The following is a 19,284-nucleotide window of genomic DNA, read 5'->3' on the forward strand; positions in this document are numbered from 1 at the left end:
TCAGTCTGCGAGTTTGAACGCGTCGGCCATCCGTTGTTGTTCTCGATCAGAAATTCTCAAACTCTGGGCGATTGTTGGCCATTGCCTCACGACTTCCTTGCACCTCAAGATGATCTCGTCCGCCAGCTTAGCGGGGACTCGGAAGAAGCCAGCAACCGATCTAGCCAGATCAAGATCAAGCGCGTTGTCCGTCTGACCCACATTGAGCTTCAACCCATGCGAGTTCGGGAGAGGATTCATGTCGTAGGCCTCGGACAGGCGCCAGCCCTTGCCCGGAACCAGAATGAAGCCGTGATTGCGCAGGTGATCGTCGGTGTTGGACACCATCATGTTAAACACGATCCTGGTCCACAACTCGCGCAAGTCATCGGCCACCTGGCAACCATGCTCGATCAGCACCCGCGCGATCTCCAAATAGCTCACTCCAGTCGACGCGTCTTCGCCATCGACGTGTCCTGTCAGCGTCATCGCAGAGGCGAAGTGCAGCCTCCCCTCCAACGTTCGATCAAAGCGCTTCACCAGAAAAGTGTGATGCTCACTCGCAAACCTACGCCCCAGGCTGGTGGGAACCCGTAGGCCGCAACTCTTCGCCAGGGTCTGAACAACCAGTTCCCACGCCCCGACGTCATGTTCATCACGCACGCTGGGGAACTTCGCAATCCACAGCTGACCTTGCGGATCGACAACGCTTGCCTTTGGACGCGCACCACCAAGAGAGCCACCAGGTGCAATCAACATGCGCAGCCACTCGTCAGCAGCAACCGATGTGTTGTCATCGTCACGCTCCAACGCCAAGCTGGCCGCTTCCAGTTCGCGCAGTTTGACGAACGGTGGCGCGGCTGTTCCGTGCTGGTTGTCCAGAAATTCACCCTGATCGTCCAACTTGAAGCGCAGCGCACCTGAGCGATAGGTGTCATGCACACCCAGCAAATAGTCCGATTCGTACAAACGGACAGACTTGTCTACTGTGCCAGCGCGCTGCGCTCTCTCAAGACGCCGCCGCATCAACACCCGCCCCCAACGATCGGGGCTCGAATCGGCGAAAACACCAAAAATCTCTTGCCCTTGTGGTGGGTGCTGACGCCCTTCAAAATGCCCCAACCGCGGATCCAGGTGTATGCCCAGAAAGCCGCTGTGGGCCAATGCGGAAGATTCAAAGGCGAACTCGAACACCTCACGTCCCGCTCCACGTCGGGCATACAGCCATCCAAGCCGTGTCGGCTCTGCGAGTCCCACCCAATCCGCATAAACGGCAATGTTCGTGCGCATGGGATCAGCGCTCCTTCTTCGCAGGAGTCGCTGCCTTGGCGATGAGGCTAGACAGCACATCGGCACTGGCGAAGTCGCCACTCTTGATCCAGCTCTCCTCTTCTGCACTGACAGCTGGATTGGGCCTAGAGGACAGATCTGGTTTTGTCTGAGCCAATGGAATCGGCTCATCCTGTTGGGATGCACCTCTCTCGCTCGGTGACGAGCGCGTTGATCGCCCCTTCGGCGATCCAGCAATCCGCCGTGTCACATTTGCTGCTGGACGTAGCCGCGAGTCCTGCAGCTCTCGACCAACGGGATCGGCCTTGGCCAAGAAATCAAGATCTCTCTCAATCCCAAGCACTTGCATGACCGCGAGGTAGGCGCCCATGGTCACGCCAGAGCCGCCGCGCTCAAGGCTGCGCAATGTCATCGGCGACATCCCGGCACGCTCAGCCACTTGCTTTGCAGGAAGACGCCTTCTCAGCCTCGCAAGACGCAGGCGCTCCCCGAACTGCTGAAGCAGCTTGTCAACAGACGGGAGGAGTGGCGCAATCTTCTTAGCCATAGTGCAGGTATTTTGCCGCAAAGACTTTATAAATGCCAAAATATTTGCACTATATAGTCAGCGCGTCTACAGTAACTTCCAGCGCAAATGGAACGCCACTTGATGGGTAAAAGTGAAAGAATATTGGCAATATTGCAACTTGAGAGTGCCCAGTCAATGCGAGGCCGTTTTCACCTCTGCCTTGCATTCCATTATTTTGGCATTGACATAACTAATTCCATTGTTATAGAATTTAAGCCAAGGAGTATCCATGGCACGCCTCAGCATCAACAGTGAACCTGTTCAGACACTCATCACCGGCAAAGTGATCCCACTTCTGCTGGCGAGTGGAAACGTTGCATCGCTGACAAAGGCGTTGAACGACGCAGCCCAGTCCACAGGACTGGACGGGCGCCTCCACGCCAACCGTATACATGCGCTGCTTTCCATGGATGCATCCAGGGCCCTCAACGAGGCTTCCGTTGCCTTGATTGATCAAGCTTGCGATGCGATGTTGGCCGCAGATGGCACCACAACCAACCGTGCCGCCGCTGCGATGCACGAACTCTCTGCGGAAACTTCAAGGCTGGCAGCGTTCTCGACATTGACAGCGACCGAAATCGCAGAGCGTCTGAGCATCCCGCCCGCTCTCGCGCAGCAACTGGTTGGCGCCCAAGGCGCTGGGGAAGCCTCGGCGACTTCCAGCCAAAGCCTTGCGCCGCGGCTCGAAACCGACGGCGCCGCACCTGACTGGAGCTACCAAGACATTGCGGTCAGTCGCTGCTTGGATGCACTCAACAGGCGGCCAGGCGGGCGTATCGGCCTGATCTTGCCCACCGGCGCTGGCAAAACACGAACGGCACTGCGCATCGTGCTTGCGATGCTGGATCGTGCTGCAGACCACAAAGCACCGGTCTACTGGGTAACTCACCGTCGCAACCTACGCGAGCAAGCACATCGCGAATTGCAGAAGCTGATTGCCTCTGCATCTGCTGACCAAGGCGAAACCCTTTCCGAGCTGGGCAACCGGATCAAGTTTGTGATGGTGGGTGATTTGAGCCCGCTACTCGATGGCGCCTCCAACCGCCCTGCCCTGATCGTCGTTGACGAGGCTCATCATGCTGCCGCCCCGTCCTATCAGCCAGTCTTTGCAAACCCATGGATGGCTCCGGTATTGCTGCTCACAGCCACGCCGAATCGAGGCGACCGCCTTCCCATCGGCATCGACGAAATTGCCTTCACGATCACGTACCGGGAGCTGGCTGAGCGACGCGCAATCCTCACGCCAAAGTTTGTTGATTTTCCGGTCGACAACTTTGACTGGTCGCCAGATTCGCTCGACGACCTGGTGGACTTCATCATTGACCGCACGGCCGCAGATTTCACCAAGGTCTTGGTGCTGGCACCACGCGTTGATCGAGTCGAAGAGTTCTATGCAGCCCTGGCCGCAAGACTCCCCAACGACCATCCGCTGACGGCAGAGGATCTCGGTTTTGTCCACGGCAGCGGCAACTCACTCGCCATCGACAACGAAGATTTTCTAGCGCGCTTTGCCAACAAGCCACGCGCTGTGCTGGTGTCGGCCCAGCTCCTGTTGGAGGGGTTTGACGACCCAGCCATCAACGCTGTCGTGCTGACCTACCCAACGAGCAGTGTGATCCGGCTCATGCAGGCAGCCGGACGGTGCGTGCGTTATTCCCCGGACAAACGAGCCGCCTATGTGGTCCAGGCACGAAACGATGGGCTGGCATATCACTTCGATCAACGATGGCTGTACCAAGAGATTGACGACTTCCTTAGGCCTCAGTTGATCGATATCGACTATGGGAGTCATGCGGAATTGCTGGCCAAAGTCGAAGACATCCTGAGCAAGCACTGCGTGGAAACCAAGCAAGCCAACCGCATCAGGTTGAGGCTCAATTCGGTCGTGCCAGGCGAAACCTATCGCCTATTCCTCTATGGGCTCCCGCACTTTGGCGAGTTTGATCGTTTTGAGCAGGATGCCAAATGGGGCATCTTGGCCGAGACCCCGGAGACGTCACACACACTTCGCGGCATCTTCAACGAGTTTTGCGCGCGCGGTGCGGACCTGTCTGATCCGTCGGACTTCCTAATCAGTGAAGGCTCAAAGTTCGGCTTGATCAAGGACCTCACGCCTGGCAGTCGCTGGCTGGAAATGTCTCACTTGCTGACCGCCGCTTACTTTGCCAAGCGCGAGGTTCATGGTCCCTCTGCCATCGATGCTGTAGGAAAACGCCCGTACAAGACAAACAGTGCAACCAGCTGGCTCAAGTACATCACCCTCCACTTTCGACCTGCAATTCCCCAAGCGCTGGCGGCATTTCTCAAAGACTGCCACAACGCTCAAGAGATCGAGGCTCAGTACCTTCGCGCGCCTCTATATGCGGCAGTGGCGATCAAGGTGCCGCTGCCGTTAGCCGGTTCAGAAGCTCACCTGCTGAATGAGGTCGAGTCCAAATCCCTGCTCGGAATGCTGGATGCACTTCGATTGGAACTGACTCAAGTAGAACCGCGAGCCCAATTCGGCACCCTCGCTGCCTACTTGATGAGCGCCGGTACAACACCCCTCCCCGCCCGCCTGCATCACCGCATTGAGTTCTTGCTTGACCCAGCTGCGCGGCACGGTCGCATGCTCACCCTCAACAAAGACACAACCGTTTCAATCATTTAAGGAGCATCCACATGCCTGACAACGCTACCCCCATCAGCGATCTGCAAGATTCCAAGCTCGTTCCGTTCGACTCCATCTATCTTGATCCGAACAATCCCCGTATTGCGCCCGAGAACCCGCCTGGCTACCACGATGATGCGGCGTTGTTCGACCTGAGCTTGCAGCAGGACCTTGAACGCCGCGTCTCCGATGTATATGAGGTAGCCACACTGCGTGACTCCATCATGGCGCATGGCTGGGTTCCGATTGACTCAATCATCGTCTGGGAGCACCCGAAGCGACCCGGACACTATGTTGTCGTCGAAGGCAACACCCGGACAGTTGCTTTGCGGACCCTTCGAGGCGAACGTTTGGATGCTGAGGTCAAGAAGCTTGAGCGTCTCAAGAAAAATCCATCCCGTTTCCAGGAAGAATTACGTGTACAGCAGGAAACGGTCGATCGATTGGAAACCATTCGTGCTCAGACCTCGCAGCTGCGCGTGTTTCCAGTGCTCGCGAAATCGGTCGAGCAACTGCAAGCCATCCTGCCTCGTCTCCTCGGCGTCCGTCACATCAGCCACGCTAGGGAGTGGAAGCCGTACGCCACCAACCTGTATATCCTGTCGCTGTACGAGCGCCTGTTTCGGGAGCGGCACGGCGCCAAAGGTGCACTGCGCCTGGAAGACGATTTGGTTAACGCGGTGGCGGAGATGGTCTCGCTTGGAGCAACCAAGGCGCGTCGGAACATTCAAGCAGCTTCTGCATTCACGCATTTCAAACGCGACTACGAGGATCGCCTACCCGAGGGCGAGAAACTCTCGGATGAAGATCACTACTTCTTTGAGCTAATCCTGCAGAACCCTTACCCGAAGGAGCAGTTTGGCGTTACCCGGGAAAGCATGAGGCTACCCAAGGAGTCAGAAGAGGCGCTCTTCCAATGGGCGTTTTCGAAACCACGCGCGGGCAAGGAAGAGGACAACGAAAACGTCTTCTACAAGGCCGAAAGCGTGCGCCTCTGGAACCAGATGGCCACCTATGACGGGAAGGCCAGCACCAATTTTTCCAAACAACTGGACGTGAACGCACCTGAGGAAGCGCGCCCCATTCGCCTAATTGAGGCGGAGTTCTTGCAACACAAGACACAGCGCACCCCGATCGATACGTTAACCTCTTTGCTGAAGGCTCTACAAGAACTGAAGGTGGATACGCTGGTGTCTCAGCAGGAGCATCTGGAGCCGATGCTCGTCAAAATTGCCCAGCAAGTGTCCCAGTACCAAAAAATGATGAAAGCAATAACGGCCTGATCTATCCAAGATAGGCGGAAGGAGAATCCATGACCATTGTTGAAGCCCTCAAAGAGGTTATGCGCGGAGCAGGACGAGCGCTCAGTTCGCGCGAAGCATACGACGAGATAGTTGCGCAAGGGCTCTACCAATTTCAGGCAAAGGATCCGCACCATGTTGTCTTGATGCAAATCAGGCGGCATTGCGCGGGGGTCGACTTTCCTACTGCATCGCCAACCAAGCACTTCAGGTTACAAGGCGACAACACATACTATCCGCTAGATCAGCCAGATATACAGACTGCAGGCAGATCACAAAGCAGGCAGCGTAACTCTCGGAAAAAATCGCCCTCACAAAGATCAGTCGGAAAGTCGGATTTCAGCCGTTTGTCTTCAATCGAAAGAGATCTATGGGAGAACCACAAAAGATACTTGGGCACCTTCAAGCAAAAAATGCTTCAAGAACTCAAAAAAATGACGCCGGTGGCGTTCGAAGCATTTGGTCGAGAGATACTTGATGGCTAAGCACCATTCCAAAATATCATGCTGACTTTGCGTACTTTAGAGGGCTTGTAGAGTTCTCCTCCGAGGACTCAAGCAAGCTTCCTTGGACAACCACAAAAACCGGCGTGAGCCTGTCAGAAATTTTGTGTGTGAGGCATAACATGTCACCAAGGAACATGAATGCCAAGCAAGACACGCAAGACCAAAGCAGCGCAGGCGCTGCCAACTATCCCCAAAGAACTCATTGACCAGTTCGTGAATGGCCCCATGAGCGCAGAGGCGGTAAATGCCGCCTCGATGGCGTTCAAGAAGGCGTTGATTGAGCGCGCGCTGGGCGCCGAACTCACCCACCACTTGGGCTATGCCTCTGGTGCAGACAAGCCCCTTGATGCCAAGAACCACCGCAATGGCGCCTCAGCCAAGACCGTGCTGACCGAGGATGGCCCCCTGCGTATTGAGGTCCCACGTGACCGCACAGGCAGCTTTGAGCCTCTGCTCATCCCCAAGCACGAACGCCGCTTCACCGGCTTTGACGACAAGATCGTGGCCATGTACGCGCGTGGCATGACGGTACGCGAGATTCAAGGCTTTCTGGCCGAGCAGTACGGCACAGAAGTCTCACCAGACCTGATCAGTTCGGTCACGGACGCGGTGATGTCCGAGGTGACGGCCTGGCAGGCACGTGCCTTGGAGCCCATGTACCCCGTGGTCTTCTTTGACGCACTGCGGGTGAAGATTCGCGAAGACGCGGTGGTGCGCAACAAGGCCATCTACCTGGCGTTGGGCGTACGCCCCGATGGCACACGCGACATCCTGGGCCTGTGGATAGAGAGCACCGAGGGCGCGAAGTTCTGGATGAAGGTGTTCAACGACCTCAAGACGCGCGGTGTCAACGACATCCTGATCGCAGTCACCGATGGCCTCAAGGGCATGGCCGAGGCCCTGGGTGCTGTGTTCCCTGCCACCACCCTACAGACCTGCATCGTGCACCTGATTCGCAACAGCCTGGACTACGCGTCATGGAAGGACCGCAAGGCGCTGGCAGCGGCCATCAAGCCGATCTACACAGCACCCAGTGCCGAAGCCGCCTTGAGTGAACTGGATGCGTTTGAACAGGGGTCATGGGGCCAGAAGTTCCCCACCGTTGTGGCGTCATGGAGGCGTGCCTGGGACAAGGTGATTCCCTTCTTCGCCTTCCCGGCTCACATCCGGCGCGTGATCTACACGACCAATGCCATTGAGAGTGTGAACGCCAGACTACGCAAGATCATCAAGACGCGGGGGCACTTCCCAACGGACGATGCGGCCACAAAGCTGATCTGGCTGGCACTGCGAAACATCACGGCTGATTGGGACCGGGCAGGCAGAGATTGGAAGGAAGCCATGAACCAGTTTGCGATTCTCTACGACGACCGGTTTACCAAACAATTCAATTAAGATGAAATCCGCTTGCCCAATACTGTGGGCGAGTATCTCCGCCTCACACACAGAAATTCAGACACTCCCACCGGCGTCGATGAAGATCAAAAAATTTACAAGGCGGCGCTATATCACATGAGCGTCGCCATGAAGCCTGTTCTGACCTTTTTGAGAGAGCTTGCACAAGAAACTACAGCATTCAATGAAGGCACTCTGAAAGAGATGCCTCTAGCAGCATCGCTTACTTCCGCTAAGTCAGTTCGGATTCTTGAATCTGCAACCATGGATGTCTTTATGAGGCCGGAGAAATTGATTCCCGCCGATGAAGCAAAAGTAGCCCATATCCAATACCGCGTGCCACTTGAACGTTACGAATTAGCAAGAGCAGCACTGTCGGCAAACACAATGAAAGAGGTTGGAGAACAGACCTTCGATTATTTCTATACGTATGAGTGCAAAGATGAGTAACTCTGGTAGAAAAATCAACTACTCCGTTCGGCCCGCTAAAAATGTTGAACGAAAAATGATGAGAGACTTCTTTTTGAGACTCTCACATTTCGGTCGAATAGAGGACTATCGATATATAGGTTTTGGATCGAAGTATTTTTCTGATTTTATTATCTTCCATCGACACCTAAATATATCAGAAATGATAAGCATCGAGGCAGACACAAATAACAGAGCCAGATATGAATTTAATAAGCCCTACTCAAATATTCGCATGGAGTGGGGGCACTCTTCCGAGGTTCTGCCAAAGTTAGCTCAATCAGCCAAGAAAACAATCTATTGGCTCGACTATGACGGTGCGTTTGAACCGTTTATGCTGCAAGATGCAGCTATTGTTGCCGAAGGAATTTCCTCGGGCAGCGTATTTTCTGTTTCATTTAATTGTCAGCCTCCTGAATTCGTGGATGGCGACATAGATGGCCTTAAAGATGCCTTGATTAAGCAGGTAAACAAAAAGAATATCCCTGCAAACCTCGATCTCAGAGGGTGGAAATCCAGCCGAAATAATGCCATTTTTCTTAAAAATTGCATTAGAGACGAAATCGGTGCAATTCTGAAGGATAGAAATCTAAGTGAAGAAAACAGTGCATTAAAGATGAAGTTCGAGCAAAGACTATTCTTTACCTATGCAGATGGCGCCCCGATGGCTACGGTAGCTTTCTTGTTCTTCAATGAAGGGGATGAAAAATACATTGGCAACTGTAGATTGGATGACTTGTATTTTTCAAGAAATGGTGACGAGCCTTTTGACATCACTATGCCCAATCTAACAATAAAAGAGATACGGCATTTGATGGAAATTAGACCCGATCAATCCAAGCTAAACGAAAAAATATTTACACCCAAAGATGCGGAATCTCTCTGGCAGAACTATCGATACTTTCCCGGCTTCTCTGAGATTGAGGCATTTTAGGCCAATGCCTTTTGCATAGACACGGAAAGACTTAGCTCGATTAACAGGTCATCCTCTCTTCTGCTAACTAGGTATGAAAGGCCTCGATGCACATGCAAGAGGAAGGTTTGCCTGATCGCCTCTTCAGAAACCCGTTTGCCCTCAGACTGCAGCCGAACGACCAGCAGGTTTGTGTAAAGAGCTTCTTGCCCCCCCGTGAAGGTGCGCCAGTCAATCTCCAAGCCTCCCGCGAAGGAAAAATTTTCCTCTGGAGGCACTGAAGGGTTGGCCAGTGACATGCAGAGGGCATGGCGGCAGATCGCATTGTTGTGCTCGATGCCCGTACGGCGCTTCAGTGTGGCCAGTTGATTGCGCGCGGAGGCGCTGAGCTTGATTCGTTCCATCAGTGCATCCCTGCGCCGTGCACCCGGCGAGCGGTCGTGCATCCGGTGCTGTCGTCGTAGCTGAGTTCGTATTCTTGGCTATTGAAAGGTTGAAGGGCTGTGTACGCCGGCCCTTCAACCTCTTGGTCGGTAGAAAGCACCACCACCTGGTGTGAGACCGTGGCGAAAAAGCCTTTGATCAATGCAGACCGATGCTGCTGATCCAAGCGAGCCAACGGAGTGTCCACCACCACAGGGAATCGTCCCTTCCTCTCCTTGATCAAGGCACTGAGCACGGACGTTGCAAGCAGTTGCCGCTCACCAGCGGACAGGCGATCCATCGGTAGTTCCTGCTGCTTGCTGTCGAGAATGCTGACCCGATAAGTTTGAGGATCCACCACAACAGAGGTCATGAGGTTGCGCTTGCGAAGCAGCTTCTGAAACTCGGTGGTAATCATGCTGGACAACCACTGCGCCTTTGAAGCCAGCAAACGATCTTTGAACAGCACCAGTGCCTTACGAGCTCTTGCGGAGGCATCAAGGCTCTTAGCCTCCATCGATCGATCACGGAACTCGGCACCGAGGCGATCTTGAGCGGCCTTCAAACGCATACTTACGTGCGTTATATTGCTCTGGACGTCCTCCAGTTGCTGAACAACCTGGGACAGGCGAACTGCGGCCAATGACGCGGTCTTGCTCCGCTCCTGAAGCTGAACCAAGATGCCCGAGACCTGCTCCTCAGCGGGAATCTGGCCGATGCGCTGCTCGGCCCTGTCCACCTGGGTTTGCGAGTCCTGGATCTGCTCCAGTTGCCGTCCCACCCGTGAACGGGCGAGCTCAAGCTGGCGTTCGGTATCACGCGGATCAGCATCAAGCATGCGGGGCGCACTCGGGCCACGAGTGGCTGTGTAGGATTTCAGATCCGCATCGAGAGCCTGTCGCAGAGCAACCGTACTGCCCTTGGGAAGGCCCTTTTCCAGGGCGGCCAAGATGCGCTGATCGCGCTTCTTGAACTCTTGCCCCAAGAGCTTGGAGAGCTTGACCTTTTGGTCTTGCTCCCAGGCCTGCTTGTACTGCGACCACAGTGAAGCGGCCCAGGCGATCGGAAGCACGGGGTCTGACATCGCATCGATCAGATCAGCGCGCGAGGTCTCAACGGCTTTGCGGGCGTGAACCACAGTGCTGCGGATCTCCGCAGCTTGCTCGTACGCGACCAAGCCCTTGCGCTGCGCCTCAGCATTGAAGCGGTTCAAGGCGATGTCGGCTTGATCAGCCAAGTTCTGAGCTGAGGCCTTCTCTTGTGTCAGGGTTTCTACCTTGCGCTCCAACTCTTCAAGCTGTGCCTGCCAATTCAACAGGTTGGCGCGGGCCGCATCGAACGCCTCAGAGCTTCCTTTGTTCTTGAGGACCGCTCGGCGCTCAAGGGCCTTCAGGTCGTTTGACAGTGCGTCGATACCGCCGATGCCAAGAAAGACTTCAGTGGCACGCTTCAGCAGCTCTGGCAGTCGATCCGGATTGGCCAGAGCTTCGATCTTTTCGCCATCGAAGAGGAATAGCTGAACCAGCTCCGCTGGAAGGATAGAGCCGATGAACTCGTCCCAACCTTGCGAAAAATCAAGGTCTATGCTGCCATCCTCCGAAACCGAAATCTGCTCATTCAAGGTCTCGCCACGCACCGACCACTCGCGGCGCACAAGCAGTTGCCGACGAGCAGCGCCGATCTCCACCTCAACGGCGATCTCCACAATCGAGTTGCCGAGGGTATCGCGCCGCTTCAACCCGAGAATCAGTTGCTCGTACTCTGATCGCTTGAGGTCGGCAAGTGCCTTCTGACCATACAAACCCACCTGCAGTGCGGTGAGCAGGGTTGTTTTTCCGCTACCGTTGAGCGCCTTGATCAGGACAACAGGCTTCCCTGTCTTGACTGACAAATCGATGGTTTGGCGTTCTCGAAAAGGTCCTAGGTTTTCAACGGACAGAGCTTTGATTGTTATTCCTGCCATACATCATGCAATCATGGTCGTGCCATCGGAGGCATCGCCATCCGGTTCCGATTCACTTGACGCGCTGGACTTTGCAAACTCCAGGGCTTCTTGTTCATTGCGGAAGGCGTATTGGCGCAATACACCTTCGAGCTTATCCAAATGCTTGGACCGCTTATGAGATTCAATGGACTGAAACTGCAACGCAAGCAGACTGCGAGTGAGTTTGTACAACTCCTGCGCAGCTTCCGTTTCCGATTCAACTTCAGTGGAAACCTGCCGCAGGATTGTCAGGTCACCCCGATCAAGCGGGACTTGCTCCATGTCTCGCCCGGGATAAGCGACTCCCAGCACATCAGCGTATACCTTAGGAACCAGGTCCTCAATCTCGCCCTTCTCTTCAACCCAAATGCGGCGAATTTCTTCCAACTCTGCAACAGAGATCAGCTCAATCAGTTGGGTACCCTGCTTGTGGTCAGATTCCTGCACCAACTTCTGCGTCTGCAAGAGCTCCTTGAGCAAAAATTCGCGACGCTGCTGTGTATAGGGCCCATGCACCAACTGGTCCCGGAACAAGGTCAGACGCCCGTTCAGACGCCGAAAATCACGCTCATCGCGGTCCTCAACCGCAAGGTTCTTGTTGCGGAAGTCAAGGATGGGCTGCATCCATTGCTTCTGATCATCGTTCTGAATCATGGCTTGCATGGACTTGTCCTGCGTGACCATCGTACAGACGTAGCAGCCGAATCGACTATCACCGCAGCTCGATGTCGAGGTGTCCACCACGATGGGGCATTCCGCATCAGGTGTCGCGCCTCGATAAATGCCGAAAAGCTCCTGGTTGTCGAGGCCCCAGGGGTTGGGCGTAGTGATTAGGTACTCCCAAACATCATCACTGGTCCAACTCTCAATGGGGGGATAGACCCAGACTCTCGACAGCTTAGGGTCCTTGTTCTTGCTCAAACGATCTCTTGTGCTGCCCTTGTACTGATCCATGACCTTGTCACGGGCCTGGCTCTCACCACGTCGCTGTCCCAATACAAGGATCGCTTCCCCTTGTGACTCTGATAGCTTCTGAATGAACTCCGTCGAGGTGCTGATTTTTAGCCGATCAGTGCACCAGCGAAATTTGGGCCGAGGTGCCGGATAGCCCTTTCCGATTAGATTCACCCAGAAACGGTTACCCACGGCAGGGGTCAATCGTTCTGCCTTGATATTCAGACCTTGCTGCTTAGCTGCCACGTCGATACGCAACAGAGATGTTTGCACCCACGCCGCAATGACTGGGTTCTCAACCAAAGTATCGGTGCTGATCACATAGACCATCTTGGTGCGCTCTTCCGGCGGCAAACCCGCTAACGCCGTCCACACCAATTGCAGGCTAGCGGTCGAGTCCTTACCGCCGCTGTAGCCCACAATCCACGGCATAGAGTCAGAACGGAACAGGGTCTGAATCTCCGCCACAATCTGATCTGCTGTCATGGTCATGCTGTTCTCTTTGTACGAGCGCGCTTCGGCGCACGCGCCGCAGCCCAAGCCTCTTCCGCCACAGTTTCTTCCGGCGTCAAATCCAGGCCAAGCACTCTTTTGATTTCATTGCAGGTCAGGGTAATGTTTTGCCCTGACTTTGCCATGCTGCCACCGACCATGGCGCGCCCTTCCCAGGTGGCCGCATTGCTCCGCAACCAATCCACGGTTCGCAGCCGCTTCACACGTTGAGCGCGCTCCGCCGCTGGCAGTTGCTGCAGTGATCGACCGGCGCGTCCCAACGCCTGGAGCACGATGGCATGGGAATGAATGAAGTCACGGCGGACATCACCAGAGGTGATGCGTGACTCGCGAACATAAGTCCACTCGGGAATCTGCTCTCCGATCATCTCCCAGAACGCCAAACACTTGACAGAGGCCGCGTGAAAGTCTTCCAGTTCACTCTCCGTCAGTAGCTCGGTTGTGGCGAAGTGAAGAGCGCTCAGCGTGAAGAGGCTGCGGGATCTGGGAGACAGGGAAGACCGTTCAGACTCAATGAGCCCTTTGAAGACTTTGGAAGTCAACGACAGATGACGCGCCACATTGGCCGTCGCACTGCGATGGTCATAGAGCACACCCAGTGAAGCAGAAGGCTTGACGGCATGCCGATTGAGGTCGGCGAACATCTGCTGGCACCGCTTCAACCCTCGGTCCATAAAGAACACGACCGCAATGGTTTCGTCGCCAAGCTCTGGCGCATTATCCAGAGCTTGAACGATAGCGGCCCGTCGGTGTTGCCCATCATTGACGACGAATTTCGAAGTCATGGACACTGTTAAGCTACCCATGCGATAGCTCGCTGACCCATCACCGCCCACGGACTCGAACTTCAGGTCGCCATCAACTGAAACCGTGATGGCGGAGAAGGTATAGCTGTCTTGGTTGTCTACGATGTAACGCGCGATCTCTGGAACACGAGCCTTGTTGAGTGTTCGTTGAGCACGCAACTCCGGCACAAGCTCTTCATCATCAAAGACAAAGAGCTTGCGCAACAAACGCAGAGGGCACATCGAGACATAGAATTCCCGTCCCGCCTGCACCCCTCTGATCGCCGGGAAAGTGTAGGAAAAAGCATCAGCCATATCAACCTAGCATTCTAGCTTGTTTGTATGCCTAATAACAAACGTATGGGTGTTATGGACAACAGTATTGGCACCCGGGTTTCTCAATTGACTGGGCACTGCTTTCGGCGCCCTGCCTCCGGGCTCGCGCTTTTCGCCAGCGCTTCCAGTCGAATCGCGGCCATGCGGCATCGATCTCCCACGTCTGCGTCCTGCGTACTGCGCTTGCTCTTAACTCTATGATACGGGGTGGGAGCCATACGGTTCCATTCATTCGACTATGCGATTTCCGATCTGCTTAAGTTCTGTGTTGGTTAACCGGTGTCTCCCGTACGCGATCCCAACACCTTTGCGTTCATTGTCTTGAATCCCCGATCCCTCTTCATGAACGATTCCAGCATATGCGGAATCAGCGTGACAGCATCCACCGGCTCACCGTAAGTCTGCGCGTGCAACGCGGCATAGCGCTCCAGATTAACCTTAAGCGCAGCAGTCACGGCAATGGTCAGCTTCACAGTTTCGGTGTTGGGCAACGGCCCCAGCCGCAGTTTGCCAACGTTCGTGCTCATTGCGGCACCCCTCTCACAAAAAACAGCGGCTGGTATGGCCGCAAAATCAAATCCTTACTCACCATCACCCGCATCGGAAACCCAGGCCGAATCGTCAGCGTCGGTTGAATACTCACATTCCGCTTGGTGATCTCCTGCCCCACCTGGTTGAAGGTATCCTGCGCACCCTGGCGCACTGCAATGATCACCTTGCCATCAGTACCGGTACGGTCCGGCGCCGCCAGCTCAGCCCCAACACCCAACAGCGTGGACAGCGCCGCACCGGCAAGAATCCGATCCCAATGCCAATCAACACCATCCTCCAGCCCGGCATAGCCCGCCGGATCAATTCCAGGCAAGCGGTCCAGCGCAATTGACGAGGTATCGGGCAGGATCAGCCGTGTCCACACCAGCAGCACCCGGCGCTGACCGAAAGCCACCTGGCTGTCATAACGCCCAATCAAGCGCGAGCCTTGCGGAATCAACAGATAGCGCCCCGTCACCGTGTCGTACACCGCCTCCGTCACATTGGCGATAACCTGCCCCGGCAAGTCTGAGTTGATGCCTGTCACCAGCGCTGCCGCAATGACAGTCCCCGCCATCACTTGATAAGGCGAGATGGTCATCTGCAGGCTGGCAAGATTACGCGTAGCCGTGTCGCCCGCATTCGCAACAAAGGCTGTCTTTTGATCCTGCCGGTTCTGCGCAGCGGTCGGGTCGGCGGACTGCCCAGTGGCAGTAACCGGCCCCATCGGATTGAATGGCTGATTGCCAGACACTGATACGGATGGACTGCCAGCAGCAGCCGTGCTCACAGTGGCTGCCGACTTGGTGCCATTGCCACTGCTGCGGAAGAACACCGCAGAGCGTGCCGCCTCCTCCGCATCACGCAGCTGTGTCAAACGATCTGCATGCGCTGGATCGTTGTATGCCGCCGATACATTGGCTTGGCGCTGGCGTTCCGCACTGACGATGGCAGGCCCCAGATCACCCGGTAGCGGTTCACCTAAAACCGGTATAGCGGATTTGGCCGGAGACGGTATCTTCGAGTAATCCTTGGGCAACTGGTCCAAACTCTCGGCCCGCGAGACCCTATCCACGTTGACCAACTCCGTGGCTGGGTTTCGCTCGCGTTTCTGCGACTGCAGCGACCACAAGGCGCCCCCGAATACGGCAGCGGCCAGCGTGCCTGCACCGAACGCCAGCATGCGCCGGTTCAGCCTCACCACCGGACGCGGCGGAGCACGCAAAGTCATGCTGTCCGGATCAACCTTCGGAGGCAATGGCGTGTCAGCCTGCGGTGTGGCGGGCGTACTCATGCTCAGTTCCTCCGTGCCGTACTGGCAACCCCATCGGTGCGCTCAATCCGCACCACCTGGGCCTTGTCTGCCCCCAGCCGCAGCTCGGCGGCACCGAACAACCGGTCCACCACGTAGTACGGCGAACGGAAACGGTAATTCACGAGCTGTCCATCGCCCTGCGGCCCAATCACGAACAGTGGCGGCAATTCACCCTGTGCAATGCCCCCAGGAAACTGGATGTACACCCGCTGCCCGTCATCAAAGGCGCGCAGCGGCTTCCAGGGCGGACTGTCACCCGTGATGGCATAGCGGAACCTGATCTGCTCCAGCGACAAGCCGGAATCCACCGGCGCTGCAGCTTGAGCCTGCTGCGCCTGCTTCTGCAAGGCCAGCATCCGGTCCTTAGGATAGTCCCAGGACACCGAAGCCATCCAGGCCTGCGGCGTCGAAGACAGCTCCAGCAGGTACATGCGCCGGTTCGTGGTGATGACTAGGTTGGTCTTCAGACCGGTGCGGGTGGGTTTTACGAGAACGGTCACGCGCAAGCTGGTGCCTGCGCCGCTGGCCGTGTCCCCCACAATCCAGCGCACCGTGTCGCCCGCCGATACCGTCACCAGCTCTTCGCCCTCTTGCAGCGCGACGACGGTGACCCGGCCTGGACTCGTATAGACCTGGTACAACGCGCCATCGGCATACGGCCAGACCTGGATGGCATTGACGTAGCCCTCCCGACTCGGTGCCACGCGTGCCTCCAGATTGGCGCGTGCGACACGGACCTTTTCGTCGATGGATTCCGGTGCGACCTTCGTCTCCGCTTCTGCCGATAGCGGCTTCAACTGCGCCGGCAGTGGCAGTGGTTCAGACAGCGTCACCACCTCAATAGGTTTGGGTGCGTCCGGCAACAGCTGCGCAGCAACGGGTTCATCCAGTGTGATCGTTGGCGGCGGCTTGCCGTGCGTGGCACAGCCGGTGACGGTCACCAAGGCGGCGACCATCACCAACGGCAAAGCGTAACTACGGATTCGTGTCTTCATGGTTTTACTCCTTGTGTCGCTTCGAGTTCACGGCTCCAGGACAGGCCGTTGACGTAGATGCCCAGTGGATTGCGGCGCAAGCGCTCTTCCGTGCGAGGCGGCTGCAGCACCACTGAAACCACTGCTGTCCAGCGTTCGATGCCCGAAGGCGCGCCATTTGCATAGCTGCGCTCGATCCAGCGCATCTGGAACGAGGATTCACTGGCCCGCACAACGCTGGTGACTTCCACTGAGACAGAGTTCTGCCCGATGCGCGCAAAAGGATCATTGGCCCGCGCGTACTCATTCAGCGTGGCCGCACCCTTGTCCGTGGTGTATTCATAAGCTTCCAGCCAGTTCTGCCGTACCACGATGGGATCGATCGACAGCGAGCGCACGTCGGTCAGAAAGCGCGCCAGGTGGTAGGCAATCTGCGCATCATTTGGTTTGTACGGCGTGGCAGCTTCACCAACTGCCCGCACCTGACCCGCGCTGTCCACCTCGACGACATAGGGTGTCACGATGGACTGTGCGGATCGCCAGACCAATCCACCCGCCATCAGCAAAGCCAGGGACAAGCAGCCAAAGGCCATCAGCCGCCAATTCTTGGCCTGTACGCGGGCATTGCCAATGCGGTTGTCCCAGACCTGCGCTGCAGCCTGGTACGGGGTGACGGGTTCGGGCGTGTCCGAGTAGCGCACCTGGGGTCGTTTGAACAGCATGTAGATTTCCTCAATGGTTGGAGTCGTCGCGCAGGCTCGGACTGGCTCCGCCCCCGCCGTGGTCACCGGAGCGCAGGGTGTGCGCAGCAGTAGAAATGCCATGCGACAAACGCTGGTTGCGTTGCAGGCGTTTCGCCCAGGCGGGTGCAGGGGGTGGTGTGTCGGACGTCGTTGCATTCGCGGCAGTGCCGGCGCCTGCGGCTAAAACCGGCTCAGCCTCCCCGGCAGCCGCCGATGCGACACGATCCTTGACGGCCTTGGCCCCTGCCGCAACACGCTGGCCAACCGCGCTCGCACCGCTCTTCGCCACGTTGGCAAGGCCCGCACCCGCAGCGCGCACACCGCCACCGCCGGATGCGGCGGCACCGGCCTGGTAGGCTGACTTCGCTCCACCGGCCATCGCGCTCGCCGAACGGACAGCGCTGGCACCTCCGCCAACGGCCGCGCGTGCCGCACCCGGCACCATGCGCGCACCTGCGGCTACGGCCGCACCGCCTGAGGCAATCGCCGCACCACCCGCCACGGCAAGACCTGCGGCACCGAGCGCGGTTCCTGCTGCCGCACCCGCACCCAACTGCGGCGCCCCCGATACCAGACCAGTCGCAATACCGGGGCCAAAAATCCCCAACCCCAGCAGCGTGAGCGATGCCAGCATGATGACCAGCGCATGGTCAATGGAGGGCTCGGTCCCCGGTGGCATCTGGAACTCCGCAAACAAACCCGAACCAATACCGACAATCACGGCCAATACCAGCACCTTGATCCCGGACGACACCACGTTGCCCAGCACCCGCTCGGCCAGGAACGCCGTCTTGTTCCACAAGGCAAAGGGCACCAGCACAAAGCCCGCCAGCGTCGTTAGCTTGAATTCGATCAGCGTCACAAAGAGCTGAACCGCCAGCACGAAGAAACTCACGATCACCACCAGCCAGGCCAGGAACAGCACGCTGATGACGTCCAGATTGGCGAACACCTCCGGAAAGCCCGTCAGGTCGCTGATCTGCGCCATGATGGGCCGACCCGCATCCACACCGGCTTGCGCCAGCCGCCCCGGCTGCAACAACTGCGCCTGGGTCATGCTGGAACCGGACGCCACCAGTCCGAGTCCCGCAAAGGAGCGGAACACGATGCCCGCCAGGTTGTTGAAGTTGCCGATGATGAAGGCAAAGGCCCCGACGTACAGCACCTTCTTGACCAGCTTGGCGATCACGTCGTCGCCACCCCCACTGGCATGACTCATCGCCCAGAACAGACCGGCCAGCGTCATGTCGATCCCGACCAGTGTGGCCGTCAGGAAGGCCACCTCGCCATGCAGCAGGCCAAAGCCCGAATCGATGTAGCGCGAGAAGACGTCCAGAAAGCGGTCGATGACCGACAAATCGTTCATGACGGTTCACTCTTAGCTCTGGCCGGTGGCGTCGCAGTCGGAGTTGGCACGGGATCGCTTGCATACGGCGATTTGCCACCACCCATGAAGCGACGCCGCGTGGCCTCGGACACCGCAGCGCAGACAGCATCCCCCACCTTGACATGGTCAGCCTTGCACTGGGCTCTCAGTTCCTTCAGACGCTCGAGATTCGCAACCAGTGATTCGACCGTGTCGGTCGGCACCGACTTGCCGCAAGCCGCGATCAACGATATTGACACCGCAAGCGCAATGACCAAAAGCTGTTTCAT

18 protein-coding genes are annotated in these 19,284 nt (G+C 56.8%); 6 read left to right on the forward strand and 12 right to left on the reverse strand.

Annotation, left to right across the window (positions count from 1 at the left end):
* Together ACFQND_RS24000 and ACFQND_RS24005 are read right to left on the reverse strand one after the other, a co-directional pair.
* Positions 1–1,269 (reverse strand): type II toxin-antitoxin system HipA family toxin, encoded by a 1,269-nt coding sequence (locus ACFQND_RS24000; protein ID WP_377414779.1) that lies wholly within the window; start codon positions 1,267–1,269, stop codon positions 1–3.
* Between the two features lie 4 nt (positions 1,270–1,273).
* Positions 1,274–1,816, reverse strand: a complete 543-nt coding sequence (locus tag ACFQND_RS24005; protein ID WP_377414782.1) for a helix-turn-helix domain-containing protein — start codon at positions 1,814–1,816, stop codon at positions 1,274–1,276.
* Positions 1,817–2,066: 250 nt separating this feature from the next.
* Between ACFQND_RS24005 and ACFQND_RS24010 the strand changes: the two genes are divergently transcribed.
* The 6 genes from ACFQND_RS24010 (at position 2,067) to ACFQND_RS24035 (ending at position 9,091) form a co-directional block, all read left to right on the forward strand.
* Entirely contained in the window at positions 2,067–4,487 is a 2,421-nt protein-coding gene (locus ACFQND_RS24010; RefSeq protein ID WP_377414785.1) for a DEAD/DEAH box helicase, read from the forward strand.
* Positions 4,488–4,498: 11 nt separating this feature from the next.
* Positions 4,499–5,770: a hypothetical protein gene (locus ACFQND_RS24015; protein WP_377414788.1), complete on the forward strand. Its 1,272-nt coding sequence runs from the start codon at positions 4,499–4,501 to the stop codon at positions 5,768–5,770.
* A 29-nt stretch (positions 5,771–5,799) separates the two neighbouring features.
* Entirely contained in the window at positions 5,800–6,273 is a 474-nt protein-coding gene (locus ACFQND_RS24020) for a hypothetical protein (protein WP_377414791.1), read from the forward strand.
* A 159-nt stretch (positions 6,274–6,432) separates the two neighbouring features.
* Positions 6,433–7,689 carry an IS256 family transposase gene (locus tag ACFQND_RS24025; RefSeq protein ID WP_377414793.1) on the forward strand — a complete coding sequence of 419 codons (1,257 nt, stop codon included), beginning with the start codon at positions 6,433–6,435 and terminating at the stop codon, positions 7,687–7,689.
* Positions 7,690–7,701: 12 nt separating this feature from the next.
* The gene (locus tag ACFQND_RS24030) at positions 7,702–8,139 is read left to right on the forward strand and encodes a hypothetical protein (RefSeq protein WP_377414795.1); all 438 of its coding nucleotides are present in this window, start codon (positions 7,702–7,704) and stop codon (positions 8,137–8,139) included.
* Positions 8,132–9,091: an O-methyltransferase gene (locus ACFQND_RS24035; RefSeq protein WP_377414798.1), complete on the forward strand. Its 960-nt coding sequence runs from the start codon at positions 8,132–8,134 to the stop codon at positions 9,089–9,091. Before ACFQND_RS24030 ends, ACFQND_RS24035 begins: the two co-directional genes overlap by 8 nt.
* Here the strand turns inward: ACFQND_RS24035 and dndE are convergent.
* The 10 genes from dndE to ACFQND_RS24085 form a co-directional block, all read right to left on the reverse strand.
* A complete protein-coding gene (gene dndE, locus ACFQND_RS24040; RefSeq protein ID WP_377414801.1) occupies positions 9,088–9,474 on the reverse strand; it encodes a DNA sulfur modification protein DndE in 387 nt (128 codons plus the stop codon). The genes ACFQND_RS24035 and dndE overlap by 4 nt on opposite strands.
* A complete protein-coding gene (gene dndD, locus ACFQND_RS24045) occupies positions 9,474–11,456 on the reverse strand; it encodes a DNA sulfur modification protein DndD (RefSeq protein ID WP_377414804.1) in 1,983 nt (660 codons plus the stop codon). The genes dndE and dndD overlap by 1 nt, the downstream gene beginning before the upstream one ends.
* A 3-nt stretch (positions 11,457–11,459) precedes the next feature.
* Entirely contained in the window at positions 11,460–12,923 is a 1,464-nt protein-coding gene (dndC, locus tag ACFQND_RS24050; RefSeq protein ID WP_377414807.1) for a DNA phosphorothioation system sulfurtransferase DndC, read from the reverse strand.
* The gene (dndB, locus tag ACFQND_RS24055) at positions 12,920–14,044 is read right to left on the reverse strand and encodes a DNA sulfur modification protein DndB (protein ID WP_377414810.1); all 1,125 of its coding nucleotides are present in this window, start codon (positions 14,042–14,044) and stop codon (positions 12,920–12,922) included. Before dndB ends, dndC begins: the two co-directional genes overlap by 4 nt.
* 293 nt (positions 14,045–14,337) lie before the next feature.
* Complete coding sequence (locus tag ACFQND_RS24060) at positions 14,338–14,592, reverse strand: DUF2274 domain-containing protein (RefSeq protein ID WP_377414813.1); 255 nt, start codon at positions 14,590–14,592, stop codon at positions 14,338–14,340.
* On the reverse strand, positions 14,589–15,890 hold the full coding sequence (locus tag ACFQND_RS24065) for a TrbI/VirB10 family protein (protein ID WP_377414816.1): 1,302 nt from the start codon (positions 15,888–15,890) through the stop codon (positions 14,589–14,591). Before ACFQND_RS24065 ends, ACFQND_RS24060 begins: the two co-directional genes overlap by 4 nt.
* A 2-nt stretch (positions 15,891–15,892) precedes the next feature.
* On the reverse strand, positions 15,893–16,906 hold the full coding sequence (gene trbG, locus ACFQND_RS24070) for a P-type conjugative transfer protein TrbG (protein ID WP_449301357.1): 1,014 nt from the start codon (positions 16,904–16,906) through the stop codon (positions 15,893–15,895).
* Complete coding sequence (trbF, locus tag ACFQND_RS24075; protein WP_377414819.1) at positions 16,903–17,607, reverse strand: conjugal transfer protein TrbF; 705 nt, start codon at positions 17,605–17,607, stop codon at positions 16,903–16,905. The genes trbG and trbF overlap by 4 nt, the downstream gene beginning before the upstream one ends.
* A 10-nt stretch (positions 17,608–17,617) precedes the next feature.
* The gene (trbL, locus tag ACFQND_RS24080) at positions 17,618–18,994 is read right to left on the reverse strand and encodes a P-type conjugative transfer protein TrbL (RefSeq protein WP_377414822.1); all 1,377 of its coding nucleotides are present in this window, start codon (positions 18,992–18,994) and stop codon (positions 17,618–17,620) included.
* A complete protein-coding gene (locus ACFQND_RS24085) occupies positions 18,991–19,284 on the reverse strand; it encodes an EexN family lipoprotein (protein WP_377414825.1) in 294 nt (97 codons plus the stop codon). Before ACFQND_RS24085 ends, trbL begins: the two co-directional genes overlap by 4 nt.

Origin of the sequence: Polaromonas aquatica, assembly GCF_042659145.1 — a bacterium.
Classification (GTDB): Bacteria; Pseudomonadota; Gammaproteobacteria; order Burkholderiales; family Burkholderiaceae_C; genus Polaromonas; species Polaromonas aquatica.

Coding starts and splice junctions, on each gene's coding strand:
- ACFQND_RS24035 (WP_377414798.1), top strand. CDS start 8,132: ATGAGTAACTCTGGTAGAAAAATCAACTACTCCGTTCGGCCCGCTAAA.
- ACFQND_RS24060 (WP_377414813.1), bottom strand. CDS start 14,592: ATGAGCACGAACGTTGGCAAACTGCGGCTGGGGCCGTTGCCCAACACC.
- ACFQND_RS24005 (WP_377414782.1), bottom strand. CDS start 1,816: ATGGCTAAGAAGATTGCGCCACTCCTCCCGTCTGTTGACAAGCTGCTT.
- ACFQND_RS24065 (WP_377414816.1), bottom strand. CDS start 15,890: ATGAGTACGCCCGCCACACCGCAGGCTGACACGCCATTGCCTCCGAAG.
- dndC (WP_377414807.1), bottom strand. CDS start 12,923: ATGACCATGACAGCAGATCAGATTGTGGCGGAGATTCAGACCCTGTTC.
- dndB (WP_377414810.1), bottom strand. CDS start 14,044: ATGGCTGATGCTTTTTCCTACACTTTCCCGGCGATCAGAGGGGTGCAG.
- dndE (WP_377414801.1), bottom strand. CDS start 9,474: ATGGAACGAATCAAGCTCAGCGCCTCCGCGCGCAATCAACTGGCCACA.
- ACFQND_RS24010 (WP_377414785.1), top strand. CDS start 2,067: ATGGCACGCCTCAGCATCAACAGTGAACCTGTTCAGACACTCATCACC.
- dndD (WP_377414804.1), bottom strand. CDS start 11,456: ATGGCAGGAATAACAATCAAAGCTCTGTCCGTTGAAAACCTAGGACCT.
- trbG (WP_449301357.1), bottom strand. CDS start 16,906: ATGAAGACACGAATCCGTAGTTACGCTTTGCCGTTGGTGATGGTCGCC.
- trbL (WP_377414822.1), bottom strand. CDS start 18,994: ATGAACGATTTGTCGGTCATCGACCGCTTTCTGGACGTCTTCTCGCGC.
- ACFQND_RS24015 (WP_377414788.1), top strand. CDS start 4,499: ATGCCTGACAACGCTACCCCCATCAGCGATCTGCAAGATTCCAAGCTC.
- ACFQND_RS24000 (WP_377414779.1), bottom strand. CDS start 1,269: ATGCGCACGAACATTGCCGTTTATGCGGATTGGGTGGGACTCGCAGAG.
- ACFQND_RS24085 (WP_377414825.1), bottom strand. CDS start 19,284: ATGAAACAGCTTTTGGTCATTGCGCTTGCGGTGTCAATATCGTTGATC.
- ACFQND_RS24025 (WP_377414793.1), top strand. CDS start 6,433: ATGCCAAGCAAGACACGCAAGACCAAAGCAGCGCAGGCGCTGCCAACT.
- ACFQND_RS24020 (WP_377414791.1), top strand. CDS start 5,800: ATGACCATTGTTGAAGCCCTCAAAGAGGTTATGCGCGGAGCAGGACGA.
- trbF (WP_377414819.1), bottom strand. CDS start 17,607: ATGCTGTTCAAACGACCCCAGGTGCGCTACTCGGACACGCCCGAACCC.